This window comes from Thermodesulfobacteriota bacterium, from assembly GCA_035559815.1.
Classification (GTDB): Bacteria; Desulfobacterota_D; UBA1144; order Nemesobacterales; family CSP1-2; genus DATMAT01.
The window spans coordinates 13,570-32,229 of record DATMAT010000004.1 but is presented as its reverse complement, the minus strand read 5'-3'; the positions used below and the strand labels follow the sequence as shown (position 1 = coordinate 32,229).

General features: G+C 45.2%; 18 protein-coding genes. 5 read left to right on the top strand and 13 right to left on the bottom strand.

Annotated elements, in window-relative coordinates:
* Positions 1-80 precede the first annotated feature (80 nt).
* From VNN20_00710 to VNN20_00700, 3 genes are all read right to left on the bottom strand, one after another.
* Positions 81-506 (bottom strand): CBS domain-containing protein, encoded by a 426-nt coding sequence (locus VNN20_00710; GenBank protein HWP90707.1) that lies wholly within the window; start codon positions 504-506, stop codon positions 81-83.
* A 10-nt stretch (positions 507-516) separates the two neighbouring features.
* Positions 517-783, bottom strand: a complete 267-nt coding sequence (locus VNN20_00705; GenBank protein ID HWP90706.1) for a hypothetical protein — start codon at positions 781-783, stop codon at positions 517-519.
* A gap of 119 nt (positions 784-902) precedes the next feature.
* Entirely contained in the window at positions 903-1,325 is a 423-nt protein-coding gene (locus VNN20_00700) for a CBS domain-containing protein (protein HWP90705.1), read from the bottom strand.
* Between the two features lie 292 nt (positions 1,326-1,617).
* Between VNN20_00700 and VNN20_00695 the strand changes: the two genes are divergently transcribed.
* The 4 genes from VNN20_00695 (at position 1,618) to VNN20_00680 (ending at position 7,536) form a co-directional block, all read left to right on the top strand.
* On the top strand, positions 1,618-1,854 hold the full coding sequence (locus VNN20_00695) for a hypothetical protein (GenBank protein HWP90704.1): 237 nt from the start codon (positions 1,618-1,620) through the stop codon (positions 1,852-1,854).
* A gap of 369 nt (positions 1,855-2,223) precedes the next feature.
* The gene (locus VNN20_00690; GenBank protein HWP90703.1) at positions 2,224-6,096 is read left to right on the top strand and encodes a GAF domain-containing protein; all 3,873 of its coding nucleotides are present in this window, start codon (positions 2,224-2,226) and stop codon (positions 6,094-6,096) included.
* Positions 6,097-6,117: 21 nt separating this feature from the next.
* A complete protein-coding gene (locus VNN20_00685) occupies positions 6,118-6,660 on the top strand; it encodes a response regulator (protein ID HWP90702.1) in 543 nt (180 codons plus the stop codon).
* Between the two features lie 75 nt (positions 6,661-6,735).
* A complete protein-coding gene (locus VNN20_00680; protein ID HWP90701.1) occupies positions 6,736-7,536 on the top strand; it encodes a LuxR C-terminal-related transcriptional regulator in 801 nt (266 codons plus the stop codon).
* Between the two features lie 304 nt (positions 7,537-7,840).
* Here the strand turns inward: VNN20_00680 and VNN20_00675 are convergent, their stop codons facing one another.
* The 8 genes from VNN20_00675 to rpoH form a co-directional block, all read right to left on the bottom strand.
* A complete protein-coding gene (locus tag VNN20_00675) occupies positions 7,841-8,020 on the bottom strand; it encodes a hypothetical protein (GenBank protein ID HWP90700.1) in 180 nt (59 codons plus the stop codon).
* Positions 8,021-8,075: 55 nt separating this feature from the next.
* Positions 8,076-8,630 carry a hypothetical protein gene (locus VNN20_00670; GenBank protein ID HWP90699.1) on the bottom strand — a complete coding sequence of 185 codons (555 nt, stop codon included), beginning with the start codon at positions 8,628-8,630 and terminating at the stop codon, positions 8,076-8,078.
* Between the two features lie 508 nt (positions 8,631-9,138).
* Complete coding sequence (locus VNN20_00665; protein HWP90698.1) at positions 9,139-10,728, bottom strand: AAA family ATPase; 1,590 nt, start codon at positions 10,726-10,728, stop codon at positions 9,139-9,141.
* Positions 10,729-10,744: 16 nt separating this feature from the next.
* Positions 10,745-11,677, bottom strand: a complete 933-nt coding sequence (locus tag VNN20_00660) for a universal stress protein (protein HWP90697.1) — start codon at positions 11,675-11,677, stop codon at positions 10,745-10,747.
* A 231-nt stretch (positions 11,678-11,908) separates the two neighbouring features.
* Entirely contained in the window at positions 11,909-12,121 is a 213-nt protein-coding gene (locus VNN20_00655; GenBank protein HWP90696.1) for a hypothetical protein, read from the bottom strand.
* Positions 12,122-12,189: 68 nt separating this feature from the next.
* The gene (locus VNN20_00650; GenBank protein HWP90695.1) at positions 12,190-12,630 is read right to left on the bottom strand and encodes a universal stress protein; all 441 of its coding nucleotides are present in this window, start codon (positions 12,628-12,630) and stop codon (positions 12,190-12,192) included.
* Between the two features lie 335 nt (positions 12,631-12,965).
* The gene (locus VNN20_00645; protein HWP90694.1) at positions 12,966-14,024 is read right to left on the bottom strand and encodes an alcohol dehydrogenase catalytic domain-containing protein; all 1,059 of its coding nucleotides are present in this window, start codon (positions 14,022-14,024) and stop codon (positions 12,966-12,968) included.
* A 254-nt stretch (positions 14,025-14,278) separates the two neighbouring features.
* A complete protein-coding gene (gene rpoH / locus VNN20_00640; GenBank protein ID HWP90693.1) occupies positions 14,279-15,166 on the bottom strand; it encodes an RNA polymerase sigma factor RpoH in 888 nt (295 codons plus the stop codon).
* A 181-nt stretch (positions 15,167-15,347) separates the two neighbouring features.
* Between rpoH and rtcA the strand changes: the two genes are divergently transcribed.
* Positions 15,348-16,382 carry an RNA 3'-terminal phosphate cyclase gene (gene rtcA / locus VNN20_00635; protein ID HWP90692.1) on the top strand — a complete coding sequence of 345 codons (1,035 nt, stop codon included), beginning with the start codon at positions 15,348-15,350 and terminating at the stop codon, positions 16,380-16,382.
* Positions 16,383-16,775: 393 nt separating this feature from the next.
* On the opposite strand, the gene VNN20_00630 is transcribed toward rtcA, so the two are convergent.
* Positions 16,776-17,864 carry an RNA ligase gene (locus VNN20_00630; protein ID HWP90691.1) on the bottom strand — a complete coding sequence of 363 codons (1,089 nt, stop codon included), beginning with the start codon at positions 17,862-17,864 and terminating at the stop codon, positions 16,776-16,778.
* Positions 17,865-17,876: 12 nt separating this feature from the next.
* Positions 17,877-18,551, bottom strand: a complete 675-nt coding sequence (locus VNN20_00625) for an RNA ligase partner protein (GenBank protein HWP90690.1) — start codon at positions 18,549-18,551, stop codon at positions 17,877-17,879.
* Positions 18,552-18,660: the final 109 nt, after the last annotated feature.

The window sequence follows — 18,660 nt, the reverse complement described above, 5'->3', positions numbered from 1 at the left end:
TCCGCGATTTTTGGAGAGCCGCTAAGCATGGTAAGCACCCATAAAACCGAACTGAAAATGCCTTCATAAGGCCGGTTTTTCTATCCGGTCTTGTATTCGTGCTTATGGAGCGTTACAAAAGCCGCTAAGATATCCGACGTGGTTATTATTCCGCTGAGCCTCCCGTCATCGGATATTACTGGCAGCCCGTTAATCTTGTGTCTTAGCAAAAGGCTGGCTGCCTCTTCTATGGGCGTATTCTCGGTGACGGTGATTACGTCCATCTTCATGATGTCTCCAACGGTGAAGCCATCCTGCAACCGGTATATCTTATCCCACGGTGTCGAGTGACCATAGGGCTCCGGCTTTCTGAAGTCCCGGTCGGTTACAATTCCGACTATTATTCCATCCTTCACCACCGGAAGCTGTCTTATCCCGTACTTCTTAAGTAGAGCGAAGGCAGATTTAACCCCCATCTCCGGTTCTACAGTGATCGGGTTTCTCTTCATCCAGTTTTTTACGACCATTTTTCCACCTCTACTTCTTTAAAATTTCAGAAACGGGCAGGGAGGAAACCGGTGATATCGATGATGTACACTTCAACATACCCGGCTCCAGAAAACGGACCAGGTTATCGTAGTTGTCCGTCTCTACGATGTAGAAAATCATGTGCGACCCGTGCTCAACATAGACATCCTTTAAAACCACTCCCTCTACCTTTTCATTTATGAATACCTTCCTGAAACCTCCCATATCCTTCGGGCAGTTACCCGGTTCGTGCTTCTGCGTTATGAAAAAAAGCATTGGTTACCTCCTTACTCTTCATTCTTCATTACTTAATCACCGCTAGGTAATCTCATATCGAGAATTACCGTAGGAACACGCCGCGGCGTGTTCCTACTACTTTAGGTTTTCCTTCCATTTCAAAGAACCTTAGAAGTGCTGCTGAGAGCCGAGGCTAGGTTGGAGAGTTCGGTGGTGATGACCACAATCAGGTCGTCAACCGAAACTATTCCCACTAGCTTTCCCTTTCTCAATACTGGGACCCTTCTTATGGAATGCTTTCCCAGAATCTTGAGTATCCCGAATATACTTTCATCCTCCTGAACCAGGTGCAGGTTCTTGCTCATGATATCTTCGACCACAAAATCAGCAGGGTTGTCGCCGTCGGCCACGATCGAAATCACTATATCCCGGTCCGTTACTATGCCCACCGGCCTCCCGGCAGTATCAACTACTACCAGTGCTCCTATGTCCTCATTCCTCATCAAGAGTGCGGCCTCGGAAACCGGGGTGGACGGCGACACGGTAATAACATTGGCCTTCATCACATCTTTTGCGATCATCGCTATCTCTCCTTTTGTAGTTGTAATGTTGATATACATGGCAATTCATGTGCCTGAATAGATTATAGGAGATAGGGCCACATTCCTCAATATTTCGTCATGATTTCAAGCTACACAACACCCCGCAGATGTCAGGTGTCAGGAAATAAGACACCATGCTCAGGGTGTTAATTTCAAACTCGGTCATTTTATTGAAAAAAATCATTGGCACTCCGTTTGATTATAATTACAATACATCTTCCGATGATCGCATACGGAAAGACCCGAGCGCGGAACAAACCAGGAGGCAAAAATGTCTGACGAAAGCTCACTCTACGTCATAAGCACCAACTACAATTCCGGAAGACAAGCCTATGAAGTAACCATTGGATATATGGTGAAAGATGAAGAAGTAAAAGGCAGGTATATGACCGTTACCGTAGTAGTCAATGTAGCAAACCATAAGGGAGAGGAGACAAAAGTCAAAGAAATGGCCATAGATAAAGCCAGGAAAATTCTAGAGGAGGCAGCCAAAGCCGGGGTGGAATAGGCTCGGCTCTAGAATATTATCTAATGTTCTTTCTTATTTCATAACTACCAAGCTGAGTTGGAATTTCCTTCGCCGTATTTACTTTTATTTACCGTCTAAGAAAAGGAGCTTAGATAGGGTGGCTCTCCCATTCTTAGCTCCCCATCCAACCTTCCTAAGCTCCATAACACCAAGGAAAAAGCGGATTTACTAATCCTTACTACCGGGCAATGTGAATGTATCAGAGCCGAAACCGAGACTCAATAGGGTAATCGCTGTATTTTACTTAGGGTAAATATGTATTTATTTTTTTATAAAATTGTGGTTTGATAACTGGAGTTCGATTAAGAAATAATCCCTACCCCAAAAGGGGTGGTCGAGGGCTTATCAATGGGGAATAAATACCAACGTAAAAAAGAACATTTTCCCCGGCCAATTGCAGAAATATCCCCCAAAACACAAGAAAGTCTAGAAGAAGTTTCAGACGATAAAGTTCAAAGGTTGATACACCAACTAAAAGAGCATCAGACTGAACTGGAGATGCAGAACGAACAGCTTCGGCAAGCGCAAATGGAGCTCGAAGAATCACGCAACAAGTACGCTGAATTGTATGATTTTGCTCCCGTCGGATATTTTACATTGAATGAAAAGTGCATAATTCTTGGAGCAAATCTTACCGGAGCTTCCTTATTAGGTATAGAAAGGGAGAAGCTAATCAAAGGAGCCTTTATTCAATATGTATCGAAGGAAAGCCTGGACCTATTTTATTATTACCGAAAACGGCTTCTCGAGCCTAAAACCCGGCAAGCCGGCGAACTCAAGATGCTTAGAAAGGACGGGACTCCATTCTACGCCCACCTGGAAGGCAGAGGGATATTCGATCGTGAGGGGAACTTTAGTAATTTCATCATAACTATTCTTGACATCACCCAACAAAAGAGGTTAGAGGAGGAGCTTAGAGAAAGCGAGAAACAGTACAAGGATCTTTTTCAAAATAGTCCCACTGGAATCTATCGTACAACTCCGGATGGGCGCATCCTCATGGCCAATCCGGCTCTAATTCGAATGCTCGGATATTCCTCCTTCGATGATCTAGCCGCGCACAACCTGGAAAAAGAAGGAGGGTTTCAGCCTGTACATTACCGGAAGCACTTCAAGGAACTCCTCGACCAGAAAGACGAAGTAATAGGCCTGGAGTCCCAATGGGTGAAGCTTGACGGTACTTTCATCTTTATTCGAGAAAATGCAAGAGCTATCCGAGGAGAGGACGGTGCTGTGTTGTATTATGAAGGAACAGTTGAAGACATTACTGTGCGTAGGCAGACGGAGGAAGCACTCAGGGAGAATCTTGCACAGTTATCCAAAAAGAACCGATACGAGGCAATCATTAGCACCGTTACCCGGAGTGTCCATCATTCTATCAACCTCCCCGAAGTTCTGGAAAACGCGGTCGAGGTTATGAGCAAGAATATAGACGTAGCTGAAAACGTCTCAATTTACTTGGTGGAAGGAAAAGAGGCGATTTTAAGGGCTTACAGAGGATACCCGGATTGGTTTGTGAAACGAGTTAGACGTATTCCTTATCCGAAAGGGGCTACATGGAGAACCATTATAGATGGAATCCCCAGGTATTGCTCGGATGTAGACAAGGATATCCATATTGGCCCTGCCGGAAGACAATTGGGAACGAAGAGCTATTTGTCCATGCCCATTCGTTCTGAGGGTAGGACGGTAGGGTGTATAAAAATTGACTCTTTTAAAAAAAATGCTTTCGATGATGAGGAGTTAAAACTGTTGGGTATCGTTGCACAGCAGATAGATGTAGCGATAAACAACGCCCAACAAGCAGAGGCGCTAAGGCGGTCGGAAGAACTCTACCGAAAAGCCAAAGAAGAGCTAGAAGTAAAAGTAAAGGATTTAGAAATACTAACCAGCCTTATTCAAGCGGTACATAAATCTTCTAATCTGGAGGAGGTCTACAATGTCGCTCTAAACTCAGTTACGGAACTGGAAAACGTAGATATAGCAATGATTTACCTGGTAGACGAAGAAAAATGCGATGCGGTAATCAAAGCTCATAGAAACCTTCCCGAAGGCTATATAAAAAGAGCGGGCATAATACCACATCCTAAGGGATTAACTTGGAAGGTGATTAATACCGGCAAGATACTGAATGTCGAGGACATTCAAAAAGACCCGGATATAGGCCCTGCCGGTAGAGAACTGGGACATCATAGTGCTTTGGGCATACCTATATTTCTGGAAAAAAGAGCCATAGGCGTTATGTGGTTTCTAAGCCACAAAGAACGTAAGTTTAATGAAAAGGAAGCAAACTTACTTTCCACCCTCGGTAACCAGATTGCCATAGCTATAGCAAAGACAAGGATGTTTGAAGAAATAAAACAGCGCGAAGCGGACCTAAACCAAGGCCTTGGCCAGCTATCTAAAAAGAATCGTTACGAAACCATAATCAGCACCGTGACTCGCAGCGTCCATCAGTCAATCAACCTTCAAGACGTCTTGGAAAATGCTGTTGAGACAATGAAGCAGAATATAGATGAAGCAGATAACATCTCAATTTACCTAGTAGAACGAGAAGATGCAGTTTCGACAGGCTCACCACAGGCGGTTTTAAAGGCTTATAGAGGCTATCCCGAATGGTTTATTAAGCGAGTGGGAAGAATCCCCCATCCGAAAGGCTTTACCTGGAAGACGATCATAGAGGGGAAGCCAAGGTATTGTGCGGATGTAGACCAAGATACGGTTATTGGCCCAGCTGGAAGAGAATTGGGGACGAAGAGTTATGCTTCTATGCCTATCCGCTATCAAGGGAAGACAGTAGGAACTATAAACATCAACTCTTTACAGAAGAATGCTTTTGATGAAGAAGAGCTAAACCTATTGGGAACTGTAGCCCAACAAATTGAGATAGCGATTAAAAACGCCAAGCAGGCAGAGGCACTGCAAAAGGCAAAGGAAGAACTCGAATTACGAGTTTATGACCGAACAAAGGAGTTAATCGACATAAACAAGGAATTAACCAGGGAAATAACGGAGCGCAAGCGTGCGGAAGAAACTCTAAGAAAAAGAACTGAGCAGGTTCTTCGTTATCAAAGAGTACTCTTGAAACTGGCTAAAATGGATAATTCTGACCTGGACTCAGCGCTGAAGAAGTTAACCGAGGCAGACGCTAAAACACTCGGCGTAGAACGGGTTAGTGTCTGGCATTACAGCAAGGACCATTCGGAAATTATCTGCAAGGATCTTTACAAATTGAGCGAGAACATTCATGAGAGCGGATTAAGGCTCAAGACCCAGGATTATCCTAACTATTTTCGGGCCCTGGAAGAGAGTCGCATTCTAGCGGCAAATGACGCTCGCTTCGACCCCCGTACTCAAGAATACACAGAAGGGTATTTGAAGCCACTGGGTATTACTTCTATGATGGATGTCCCTGTCCGAGTTCACGGAGAGGTTGTAGGGATTATCGGTCATGAGCATACCGGGTCCATGAGGGAGTGGACCGTCGAAGAACAAGATTTTGCGGCTTCGATTGCCGATATGGTTTCACTGGCTTTGGAGGCATCAGAGCGAAAGCTGGCAGAAGAACAAATCAAAGCCTCGCTAAAAGAAAAAGAAGTGCTGCTCAAGGAAATTCACCACAGGGTCAAAAACAATTTGCAGATTATTCACAGTTTGCTCAACCTTCAATCCAGCCGTATCGACGATTTACGGACGCGTGAAAAGCTAAAGCAAAGTCAAAACCGCATTAAATCGATTGCGCTCATCCATGAAACGTTATATCAATTCAAAGATTTTGCCAGAATTGACTTTAGGGAATACATCAAAGAATTATCAACCCATCTGTTCAGTTCTTATGGAGCAAATTCCAAAGACATCAAACTGAGTATAGAAGCAGACAATGTTTATCTCAGCATTGATAAAGCGATTCCCTGCAGTTTGATCATCAACGAAATTGTCTCTAACGCCCTGAAACACGGCTTTCTGGTGAAAAAGAAAGGGAAAATTCGAATCGCTCTTCATTCAAGCAGCAAAGCTAATTATGGCAAAGATAACTCAACGCCTCATCTGTGTCATCTCATCATTAGCAATAACGGCATTAAGTTCCCAGAAGATTTAGACTTTCGAAACACTGAATCGGTAGGTTTGCAGTTGGTGTGTGCGTTAACCGACCAACTAAAGGGCACGATAGAGCTGGACACGAGTAGCGGAACAGAATTTAAGATAACGTTCCCAGTCTGACTGCAAGGAGAGGTTAATCTAATGGCAAACTCCAGGGTCGTTGTCGTCGAAGACGAGAGGATAGTAGCAATAGATATAAAAAATATGTTGAAGAGTTTAGGATACAACGTACTGGCCATAGTTTCTTCCGGGTCGGAAGCCATAAAAAAAATAGAGGAAACCAAACCGGATTTAGTATTGATGGACATAAAGTTAAACGAAGATATGGACGGTGTCGAAGCCGCCGATAAAATACGCAGCCTCTTCAAGATCCCGGTGGTATATCTTACTGCTTATGCCGACGATGATACGCTTCAACGGGCAAAGAAAACCAGTCCCCATGGATACATTCTTAAACCATTCGAGGAAAAGGAATTAAGCACCACCATAGAGATTGCACTTCATAAAAGTAATATAGAAAGAGAAGTAAGAGAAGAGACCGAAAACGCACTGGCCACTATCATCGGGGGTGCAGAGCTTATCCTCGATGAGGGAACCCAAAGACATGACCAGGAAACTCTTCATAAGGTCGAGCTTATAAGAAACGCCGCATTAATAATTAAAGAAGCTATCGAGAAACTCTGAAGAAGCTGGGCTGTTGGTTAGATGTCATCCCTTGACCGTTTTTCAAAGCGATTGGCTGAGAATCAGGGGCAAACTATGAATGACTCTTTTTTCATTAGGCTTCTCTCCCTCAAAGAACACGACCATCTCTGTCATCTTTACTTCAACGATACGGAGCGCTTCGAGATAGGGGCTAACTTCCTCATCCACGGCATTAAAAATAGAGAAAAATGCATTTATATTTCGGATAAAATCCTTCCCAAAGAACTTATAGAGAGACTAACAGGAAGCGGAGTAAACATAGATAAGGCTCGGAAAGAAAGGCATCTTGAGGAAATTACAATAGGCATGCATAGTGAGAAAGCCAGGGAGCCACGTTCCTTTGTACGATTTATTAAGCAGAACTTAGAAGCATCTTTAGACGGTAAAACGAAGTTATTGAGAATCCTGATTAGTAACAAGGAAGTCTACTCCAACAGCGATGCCGACTTTGCTTGGGAAAAAGCCTCGTTGAATAAAATCTGCTTCGAGAAACCTATTATCTTGATGAATCAGTTTGAGGTTGGAAGAATCGGACCGGTTGACCTGGTCAATATTCTCAAAACCCACCCCATGATTATTTTGGAGGGTCTTGTATATGAGAGCCCATTTTATATCCCGCCAGATAGAATAATGGCAAAGCTGCAATCGGAATCAGATAAGTTTGCGACCCTCACCTCGAAGGAAAAAAGGATATTAAGATATATCGTAAACGGATACAGCAGTAAAAGCATTGCTAAAGAGCTTTCCATAAGCATTAAAACGGTCGAAACTCACCGAGTACGCATTATGCGTAAATTAGACATTCACAAATTGGTTGACCTGGTAAAGTTTGCTATGAAGAACAGACTGACGTGACCGGGAAGAAATTCCTCTTTTAAGATTTCTCCCGGAGTTTATTCCTACGCTTCGCTCAGGACAGGCTCTGAGCAAAGCGAAGGAGTCTGAATGACAAGTGTTCCGGCACTTCCGGTGATTGTGCTGTGATTTTTCTTTGCTCTGTCATTCCGAACCCTGTTCCGAACGAATGTGAGGAATCTTAAACCCCAACAATAGTAAGAATTCTTCATTAGGGGCGGGATGACTGCATATATTTTATTAAAAACTCTTTTAGACCATGTCAAAACATTAAAATCTGATTATTACACAATAACAACAGAGACTATTCTTCTGTTTCTTCGGTACCGTTCTCTTCCCCGACCGCTATAGAAAAGGTTTCAGTTTTCTCACCTTCCCGGCTGACGTATCTCTCAAGCCTTTTCATAACCATATCATGCAAGGCTTTGCTATCAAACTTTACAACTCCACGATCACTCTCCACTTTGCTCCTCTCCCTCATCATTTACCCCTTTTGAACGAATCTTACGACACCAAAATCTATCTGTTCAATCCAACACCTATATCTCATCCCAGGCTTTCCATGCCTCCGTCATATTTTGAAATAGAGCCAGGTCATCGCTGTAGAGCTGGGGATTAACCTGCCAGCCTCTGAATCTATCAAACACGATTTCCAGTTTTTTCTTCATCAAGGAAACGTCTAGTTGGGCACTAAGGTCCCATTGATATTTTACTGCTCCAAACGGGAAGAATAACTTGTTGAAAAGAACATGCTTAGGGTCCGAGGAATGATGCGCCAGTAGCCCGGTACGAACGGAGGCATAGCCTAATCCGAAAGCTGAGGCTAGTTCTCCAGCAAGTCCAAGCTTTTTCGCGGCTATGGTAGCCAGTACGGTGAATACATTCAGGGCTTCCGGTGTGGCATATCCGTATTTTGGGAGTTTACTCTCCATACTAATTACATTCGATATAAACCCCTCCTCTCCCCTTAATAAAAATCCGGAGTTCTTGATATCTTCAAAGTTGAAGTTTCCTATATCGCCACATGACTCAAAATAAAATCTCAGTTTTTCCCATTCCCTCCCCAATATACGAGCCGCTTTATGTATGGACATTACCACCACCCATCTACGAAAAAGTGTTTTTCGACCCTTCCTTAACCCATTTTCTCGAATCTAAAACCAGAAATCAATCGGGGAATCACTGTATTTTACGTAGGATAACCATGTAGCTAGGGTTAAACTTGTCCAAAATGAGAAATTGATTCGTCATCAAAAGAAAGCAGCTCGCCATGGCACCTTATGTCTTGCCATTTGTAAGAGTTAAGCGGAGGGGTAATCTATCCAGATTCATAACTGCTGCTTAGCCTTAGTTTATGCTGAACAAAGCTCTCAGTTTATCCAAGGGCCCATGGTTCGACTCCGCTCACCATGAAGATTAAAGAAAATTCATGGTAAGCTCTCTTCACCTCGAGTCCTTCGGCTTCGCCCAGGATAAACTGAGACGAAGGGTGATTGAAGGCCCACGGTTCTACCGAGCTTATCCCACCACCGAACTGATCCCATTTCTGGAAATAGGTTATTTAATTAAAACTAAGTTAAAGGATAAAAAAGAAAAGGTTAGCTAAGACAGCCGCTTTGTTACTATCTCCGTAAAAATTTGAACGAGTGTTTGTTCCACACTATTATCAGTGTTAATGGTAAAATATTTCCCCTGAGGAAGCTCCGTTGGCTCTTCAAATTCCTCTTTAAACCTATCCAATATCTCCAAGCGCGCATCTGATATTGACTCCCCACTACTCTCTCTTTCAAAGAGTCTTTGCTTTATCGTTTCCTCGTCCGTTTTTGTTTGAATAAAATAAAATTGAATCCCTAAGTCTTTGGCCGCCTGGAGCACTAGTTCTCTGAATTTCCTCTTTGAGAAACTGGCGTCGAGTATCGCTATTTTCCCTGATTTAACAATTTTTTCCCCTCTGGCCAAAAGTTCCCGGTAGGTTTTCTCAGTAACTTCCTTGGTGTAGATGCCTTTGTCAAAATCATCGTATCTCCTCTCGGTTGGAGCCATCCCCATTATTTCCTTCCTGACGTGGTCTGAGGATATAACTTCACAACGAAGCTCCTCAGATAAAAAACTGGCTAGAGTGCTTTTCCCCGTCCCGACAAGGCCGAATATCACCAGAAGAGCCGGCCCGGAACCAAACAGGGCATACCGGAGAGCCAGGCTGAAATATTTCTTTGCCCTGGTCACCGAAGCCTTTCTCTCACCGCCCGGTATCTCTTCCTCATCGCTTCTTAGACTCTCGACTTTGCCCCTGACATAAGCACGATAGCATTTGTAGAAATCCAGCACCTCGTAAATCGAATGATCATCCATCCTTTTTGAAATCTCTAATACGAAGAATTCGGCCAGGTCCGGATAACCGTTAAAATCGAGGTCCATAGCCAAGAACGCCACGTCCGAAGCTATATCGATGTAGCGAAATCTATCGTTAAACTCTATGCAGTCGTAGATGCAAATACCCCCGGGGTTTAAATTGATGTGCTCCAGATGAAGGTCGCCATGACAATCTTTTATAAAACCTTTCTCCATTCTTTCGGTGAAAAGACTGCTTTTCTTGTCGAAAAATAGGTTGTTGTACAGTTTGACCGCATCATAGGCTGTTCGGGAAATGGTTTTCTCGGAAAAGCGCTCGGAGAGAGACAAATTATCTTCGATGTTCATCCTCACTCTATCCGGTCTTCCGTATCCGGTTATCTCCTCTTCAACGTCCTGACTTTTGTAAAACTGGACCAGTTTCTCTACGATTCCGAGCAAATCAACTCGATTGACCTTGCCCCGCATAAGAAGGTTTTTAAGAAAATATTCTTCTGGCAATTCCCTCATCTTAACTGCGTACTCGATGGTTTTCTCACCCTTTCCAAGACAAAGATTCCCATTCCGGACAGAGATTTCTTCAACACCCAGATAAGCATCGCAAAGCCTGCTATTCAGCTCAACCTCTCTCTCACAATAAAATTTTCTTTTATCAAGGGTGGAGAAGTCGAGAAAGCCGAAGTTGACCGGTTTCTTTATCTTGTAGACGTATGGGGTGACCATGAACACATGGGAAGCATGGGTCTGTATATGCTTCACGTATCCCGGCTTATGCGGGTAGGAGGACGGCTTGAGGAGGAACGGAATCAACTCATGAGCTTCTTTTCCCTCGATATTCATCAGGCTTATTACCCATCTAAGGCCTCAAGACTAAGACCGGACAGGGAGATTCCTGGATAACCTTTTCGGTAACGCTTCCCAGAATGAACCTCTTTATCCCTTTCCGGCCGTGGGTATTTATCACCACCAGGTCAATTCCATTCCGGGACGCATAATCGGCTATAGAGATGGCCGGGTTTAGCCCGTTTATGGCCTCGGTCTTGATTTCCACATCAAAGGTCTCATTGCTAAGGATCCCCAATTTTCGCTTTGCATCATCAACCCTCTTTGAGAGCTTGAGTGAAGAGAGCTTGAGTAGATACTCGAGAACGCTCATCAAATCCTCGGTTAAAACACCCGCAGGAATTTCATAAGCATAACTTTCCAGCCGTAGGACAAACAAGACGAAAATACGGGCATTAAGTTTTCGCGCCAGCTCTATCGCATAAACAAGGGCGGAGTCTAGCTTTTCGGATATATCCAGAGGAACCAGGATACTGCGTATCTCCACGGGCCCAGTCACACCCTTATCCTTGACGGCAAGAACCGGTACATCCGACCTCCTCAGGACCTTCAGGGTGGTGCTGCCGACCAGGACCCGGTCTATCAGCCCCAGCCCGCGTTTTCCCATGACGATCAAATCTGCCCCTTCTTCCCGGGCCACCCTGAGAATTTGCTCATCTGGGGCCCCCACCTCGATGCGCATATCACACTTGGCCTCCCCCAGTTCTAGACCAGCCATTGCTCTTTTCATCCTTTCTAGCTGCTTCTTTTCCCGGCCTGATTCAATCGAAGACAATTCCTTCTTGACCTCGGACGGAACATTCATCTTGGACGTATCCACAGGCTGAATTACACTAAGACCGAGAATCTCGGAGTCATGGCTTCTGGCCAATAGATCTGCATACCTTAATGCATATTCCGATTCTTTCGACCCGTCAAACGCCCAAAGGATTTTTTTTATCTCCATAGTTGGCTCCAAAAGGTTTTATGACACCATATCACATCATCCCTAAAATCCAAGCTTTCGCCTTCCAGCATAGCTTCACGCAGTCCACACCAGGCATTTTCGACCTTCCCGTGCAGGTTACCCGAGAATGTTGGCAATGAGAGTCAGGTTAAGTCCCTGTGGCCCATAACCAAACGCTGGCCGCAGACTCTTTCCCAATAACCTCATCTCACTTTTATCGTGGCCTTCTATTTATTGGCGTGTTTTTTTCTCTTCCGGTTTTTTGATTTTAGTTTTAGCCTTCTTGCAGCAATCTTGACACATACCGTGTGATATAGATTCATCCTCTAAAGGCTCTTTCTCCTTGATGTATTTCCCACACCAGGAACATATAACATGCATAAACGCCTCCGAACCCACTTCAACGAGCGAACTAAGTGTATTGCTCATCAAATGCGTATTCATTTCTCCCATCTCCGTTAGGAATTGACATTATTTCCGGGTAAGCCGGAGCTTTATATTAATTTTATTCTCTAATCATCCTGTCTAACCATTAAAACCGGGCAGGGCGACGAAAAGATTACCCTATGGCTGGTTGTACCTATGGCCATTTTCCCGGTGTCCGTCTTCAAGCCGTGGGAGCCCATGACTATCAAGTCTATATTTTTCTCCTTAGCAAAGGTGTTAATCACCCGCCAGCGTTGCCCTATGACTATCTGATTCTCCACCCGAAGTCCTCTTTTCCGGAAAATTTCTTTTTCTTTTTCAATCTTCTTTTCCATCTGCGCCTCCAGTTCTTTATAGAACCTTTTCACTTCCAGGTCCACCTCTGCTTCGCTGTAATCCAAGGGCTCTATGGCATGGAGTATGTATATACTCGCGTTTAATTTTTCTCCTAAATAAAGTGTGTATTCCCTGGCTTTTTCCGAATACCGAGAAAAATCCGTAGGAAAGAGTATTCTCTCTATGTTCATCTTTTATCTCCTTGACTTAATAGTTTCCGTATTAACCTCATTACCTATCAACCTATCATGCTCGTCCACGGCTGGGGACAATCCTGTATCCCACCTTTGTCATTCCGCATGTCATCCCCGAACGTTCCCCAATAATAAACATTTGGGGACAGGTTTAATCGGGGATCCATGTTTTGAAAAACTGGATTCCCGTTTCCACGGGAATGACAAATTGGTGATTCCCACTCCCCGATCGGAGTCGGGGACAAGCTTCGTGGTAATGACATTGCAAATTATTCTCCCCTGTGCATAACATTAAATTTGTAATGAACAGAGACCTCATTCAGTCCTCCTACTCAAGGCTTTATCGCCACCTTGATGACCCCGTCAAGCTGATTCGAGAATATTCGGTAAGCCTCCTCTATCTCGTCCAATGAAAATCTGTGGGTAATGAGCTGTCTTAAATTAACCCTTTCGTTCTTGACCAAGGAAATCAGCCTTCTCATTCTTTCTTTTCCGCCCGGGCACAGGGTAGAAACGATCTTCTTATCGGCTATGCCGAACCCGAAATCCGGAAGGGGCACGCCGATATTCCCGAGATGAGCCGGATAAACACCAAGGCTCGATATGGTTCCACCTACCCGGGTAGACTTTACGCAATTCTCAAATGTCTCCTGCAAGCCTATCGCCTCTATGGACACGTCCACTCCCCTTCCGTTCGTAATCTTCATTATCTCTTTAACCGGGTCTACCTTCTTGAAATTGATAACAATATCTGCTCCCATCTTCTTGGACATTTCCATCCGGGGTGGAACCGAGTCTACGGCTATGATCAGGGCGGCGCCTTTAAGCTTGGCCCCGGCGGTAGCACTTAAACCGATTGGCCCCTGCCCAAACACAGCCACTATGTCTCCAACCTTGATATCTCCGCTCTCCGCACCGGAAAGGCCGGTGGAGAATATATCGGTGGTGAATAATACATCCTCGTCGGAAAGCTCGTCCGGAATCCTGGTCAAATTGGCCATGGCGTTGGGGATCCTGACGTAATCGGCCTGGCACCCATCAATCGTGTTTCCCATCTTCCATCCACCCAGAAATCCTCCACACTGGGCCCAGTTTGCCGATAGACAGTATTCACACTGGCCGCAAGGGGTTATTGCGTTAACCGCCACACGCTCCCCTAATTTGTAACCGGTTACCCCATCGCCGAGCTCGTGGATTACGCCGACCGGCTCATGCCCTATGATTTGGCCAACCTTAACCGGGTACTCTCCTTTCATTATGTGAACATCGGTACCGCAGATGGTAGTGAGAGTAACCTTAACCACCGCCTCGCCGAAGCCGGCCTTTGGAACAGGACGGTCTTCGAGGCCAATCTTATTTGCCCCCTTGAAAACATTTGCCCTCATCTTCATAGTGACACCTCCCTTAAACGATTAATAAATACGGCAACATTCATGCCAGACTAAAAAATTGTTTATTTTATTAGCCATTCTTCAGGTTGTTGTTTATTGATAGTGGAAAATAACAAATGAAACTGTCAGAATCTAAGACATCAGACAGCTCTGGGAAATACCTATAATCGCCGTGATAACCTAGCCATATAGTATTCTTTCATCAGAAGGTATTAGTCTCGATAATCCCTTTCTTAAAAGTTTAACCTAATACGCTACTGCTTTTCAAAAAAAGATTTTATCTTTTTTACGGCCATCGCCTCGACCTGCCTTACCCGTTCCGCCGAGATGTTGAGCCTCCTGCCCAGCTCCCTCAGCGTCATTGGCTTGTCTCTAAGAATCCGGTTCCTAATTATAAGGAGTTCCCTCTCATCGAGCGTTTTAAGGGCAAGGTTTAACTCGTTCTTAAGCTTTTCTCTTTCCTGAATATTCGTAATCATTTCTTCCTGACTCGATACTTCGCCCACCAGCAAATCAATATGTTTCGCCTCTGACCCGGCTGCCACCTCCGTATCAAGCGACAGGTCTTTGCCGCCCATTCTCTTCTCCATCTCTATTACGCTCTCATCAGTGACCCCTAGTTCTTCCGCTAATTTTTGATAACCCTCAGGACTGAGCATTTCATCCGTTATTCCCATCTTATTCTTGGCTGAGCGCAGCTTATAAAACAGCTTCCTCTGCGCCTGGGTCGTGCCCATTTTAACCAGGCTCCAGTTTTTAATGATGTAATTTTGAATGTATGCCCTTATCCACCAAACAGCATAAGAGATAAGCCGATATCCTTTCGTTGGGTCAAATGCCTTCACCGCCTGCATCAAGCCGATATTCCCCTCCTGTATTAAGTCCAACAGGTTTAACCCGTAGCTTTTATATTCATTGGCAATCTTCACCACAAATCTAAGGTTCGAGGTAACCAACTTCCTGGCCGCCTCCAGGTCTCCACTCTCTTTGTATCTCATTGCCAGTTCATACTCTTCTTTTCGGCTAAGGATAGGATAATTGCTTATCTCGGCCAGATATCGCTCCATAGAGGTTGTAGCAGCAGGAAACGATTTGTCATGAGAATGCTCTTTTACCTTGTCTTCCTTAATTTCTACCATCATGTAATTTTCAAGCAAGTCTTATACCAGCCTATAATAGTACACAATGGAACAATTCATATTTGATTAACTGCTGGACAATCAGAGTTACTTAGGTTGTCCGGGAATAAAAGATAGTTTTACTTGGACAGAACAAATTCTGTATCCTTATACGTTAGGTAGTGAAATCGCTGCGGAGTTTTTCATGAATTTCATAGAAATTGACGGGTCTTCGGGAGAGGGTGGAGGGCAGATTCTCAGAACATCCCTTTCACTCTCCATCATAACCGGAGCGCCATTTGAAATAGCAAATATAAGAGCAGGAAGAAAAAACCCAGGACTGCGGCATCAACATCTGGCCTCGGTAAACGCCGCAGCCAGGATATGCTCCGCCAGCCTGGAGGGGGCTGAACTTGGTTCTGCTTTTCTCAGGTTTGTTCCGAAAGAGGTTCTATCGGGAGAGTACAACTTCGACATCGGAACAGCAGGATCAACCTCCCTGGTTCTTCAGACCATTTTCTTTCCTTTAGCCCTCCGGGGAAACTCTGTATCTCTGGTCAACATAACCGGGGGAACCCATGTTCCCTGGAGCCCACCATTTGAGTTCCTTAAGGAAGAGTGGCTACCATTCATGAAACGGATAGGTTTCCAGGCGGATTTAGAGCTAAAGCGCGCCGGTTTTTATCCGAAGGGCGGGGGAGAAATGGTATCCAAAATCGAGCCCGCGGCGACAATCTCATCGCTTGAGGTCCGGGAACGTGGCGAATTATTGAAGGTTTATGGTATTTCCGCGGTGGGGGGTCTTTCGACGGAGGTTGCAGAAAGGGGAAGAAAAAAGCTTAGTAAGGTTCTCGATGAAAACGATATTCCTAATGAGGCGGAAGTAGTAGAGCTCCCGTCTTATGGGCGTGGAGCAATCGTATTCCTGAAAGCAGCGTTCAAGAACACCACCGTAAGCTTCAGTTCCATCGGAGAAATAGGAAAAAGAATGGAGACGGTGGCGGAGGAGGCGTGTAAAAAGTTGATTGATTTTCTCAAGAGCGATGCGACGGTAGATGAGAACATGGCTGACCAGTTAATCCTCCCTTTGGCTCTATCCTCGGGCAGGTCATATTTTAAAATTCCTAAAACCACCGAGCATATGAAGACTAATGCTGAGGTCGTAAGAAGATTTTTAGAAGGTACTAAGATTCAAATTGAGGGCGGAGAGGTCTTAATTGATGGAAGTTATCCTAGATAAAATGCACTCGTAAAATATTTATACTCAACAAGTTTATAGGCACCTCACGGCCTATCCCGGCAGAATGTTCAAGTAATATTAGCTTTCAAAAATGAGATTGTTTCGGTTGCGGAATTCATCCCTTTGGTAAGTCTGTCCTCGGGAAATCGAAGTGCTCAGAGCAGACTCTTAGCACTTCGACTCGCCGCTGGGGTCCAGAATAACAATACAGACATCCTTCGACCTAGCTCAGGATGAGCGGATTTACATCCGCCGAAAAACTTTACGCAATGAAACACCCTGCAGCAAGCAGCTGCAGGGGGAGTGAATCACCCCCACTCCCTCGGCTTTGCTCATCATACACGAAGGCTAAGCAGCCTTGATCAATCCGAATAGATTTCTCCGTCGTTTAACTCAATCAATATGACCGTAGCCCCGCAGCACTTCACGGTAACGACGGGTGCTTTTTGGAAAGACCCGCCTAAATTTCACATTCAACATCTCTATACCATTCAGGCTTGCCGGCAGGACGTGCTCCACTTTAATCGTGACATGTCCGCTGAGCATATGGCGAAGCGCATTCCATGTTTTTAAATTTTGGACATATATATTATAGGTCTCGCTTGCCGACTCGAATGCCTCGAGCGATCCGTATCCATCCAGAAAGGCCCGGCCAAGACGGCTAGCGTATTCATCCTCGTCCAGGCCAAATTCCTTTATAAAAAGCGACGCCCTCAATAGTCGGTTGATGATAAAACGGGGTTCCAGGTCAAATTCCAGGATAAGATTATCTTTGATATCGCGGAGGTCCGTACTCGGTGTCACAAACTTCATAGCCCTTTTGCTCGTAGGGCTCTTGAGCACCACGCCTTCCCGTTCCTTCTCGTTGAGGTCACGGAGAACCTCGAATAACTCTTCAATACGGTCAGAAGAAAACTGTCCCAAAAGGGGCACCGTCGGCAGTTCGTAATTTTCTGCGACCCGGTAGCGGTCGCGAACATGGAGAAATTCCCCGTCTCCTCCCAGGATATCGAACACGAAAAAATAAAGTCCCGGGGATATAGCCGGGTCCCTCTGAGAATTATAGGGATTATCTCCCAGTACCTCGCTAAACAGCACACAATCCGGGTAATCGGCAAAAAAGCGATCGAGCCTGTATCGGCGCCACCAGATTTCTGCCCACTCCGTAGTGAACGGGCATATAAATCCGCCCCGGGTCAAAGCCAGGGGTTGACCCCGGTGGATTAAGAGTCTCACATTATATCCATCGAGTTTCTCCTCGACAAAAAATGGATTGGTATGGAAAAAGCGTCTCACGCCGGAGCGCAGGCGATAAACCCGGTTTATATGAGGGAAGCCGGGAACAGTACGTATCGGGATTTGCCCGCTCGAATCGAATAAAACGACAGTCCCCCTGAGGGTGTGACCGACATCGTCCGCATACCGCCAGTACTTGACCCCGTTATAATCCTGCTCTTCAACCCCGCGTGTCCTATCGGGCATCCTATCTCACCCTCAGCTTTCTTCGACTGCATATATCTGGATGAAGTAATTGGCGGATATAACCTCTATACCCAATGCCTCCGCCATCTTAGCGATTCCCTCATCCGCGGATAAAATCGCCCCCCCAATCTCTTTGGCCAGCAATACTACGTCCAGGTCCTCCACGCTGTCAACTATACCGGCTCGCAGCACCTCTCGGTATTGTTGTCTCAATCGGCGGAGGTTATCGGCTGTAGGCTCCCTATACACTGCCTCCTCCGCTATTCTCAGGCCCTTGTTTATACGCTCCCGTAACTCACGAATAAACGCTTGGAATACTGCGGCCGGGACCTGAAGATTATAGAGGTCGGGTGCGCGCACTATGGCCTCCTGTCGAAAAGATATTAGCGCTTCCGGGGGAGCAAAGTGGGATAATTCACGAAAGATAGAGATGGGCATATAGAGCTCAATGTTTTTTACCCGAGCAGTTCTTAAAAGTTTTTGCACCGCATCTTCTAGATTCTTGCCAAGCTGACGCTGAGCATCCGGATTAACAAACAGGCTTGTATCCAGCACCAGACGGGTTCGAAGAAGGGCGGGTGGAGCAGAAACGCCTTCTTCCGCTTTGAACTTTACGGCATTTTCTTCCACTCCTCTTTCCGGTAACCGGTCTGAAGATTTATTATCTAATGGTTTTTCCTTAGTCATAATCTTTTACGATTAACTCGCTGCCTGGACGTAAAATACCCAATCTTTCAGGATCGTTTACTTTATTATAACCCGGGATTTGAAATGCGTAATGTAAGAGCCTAGTAAA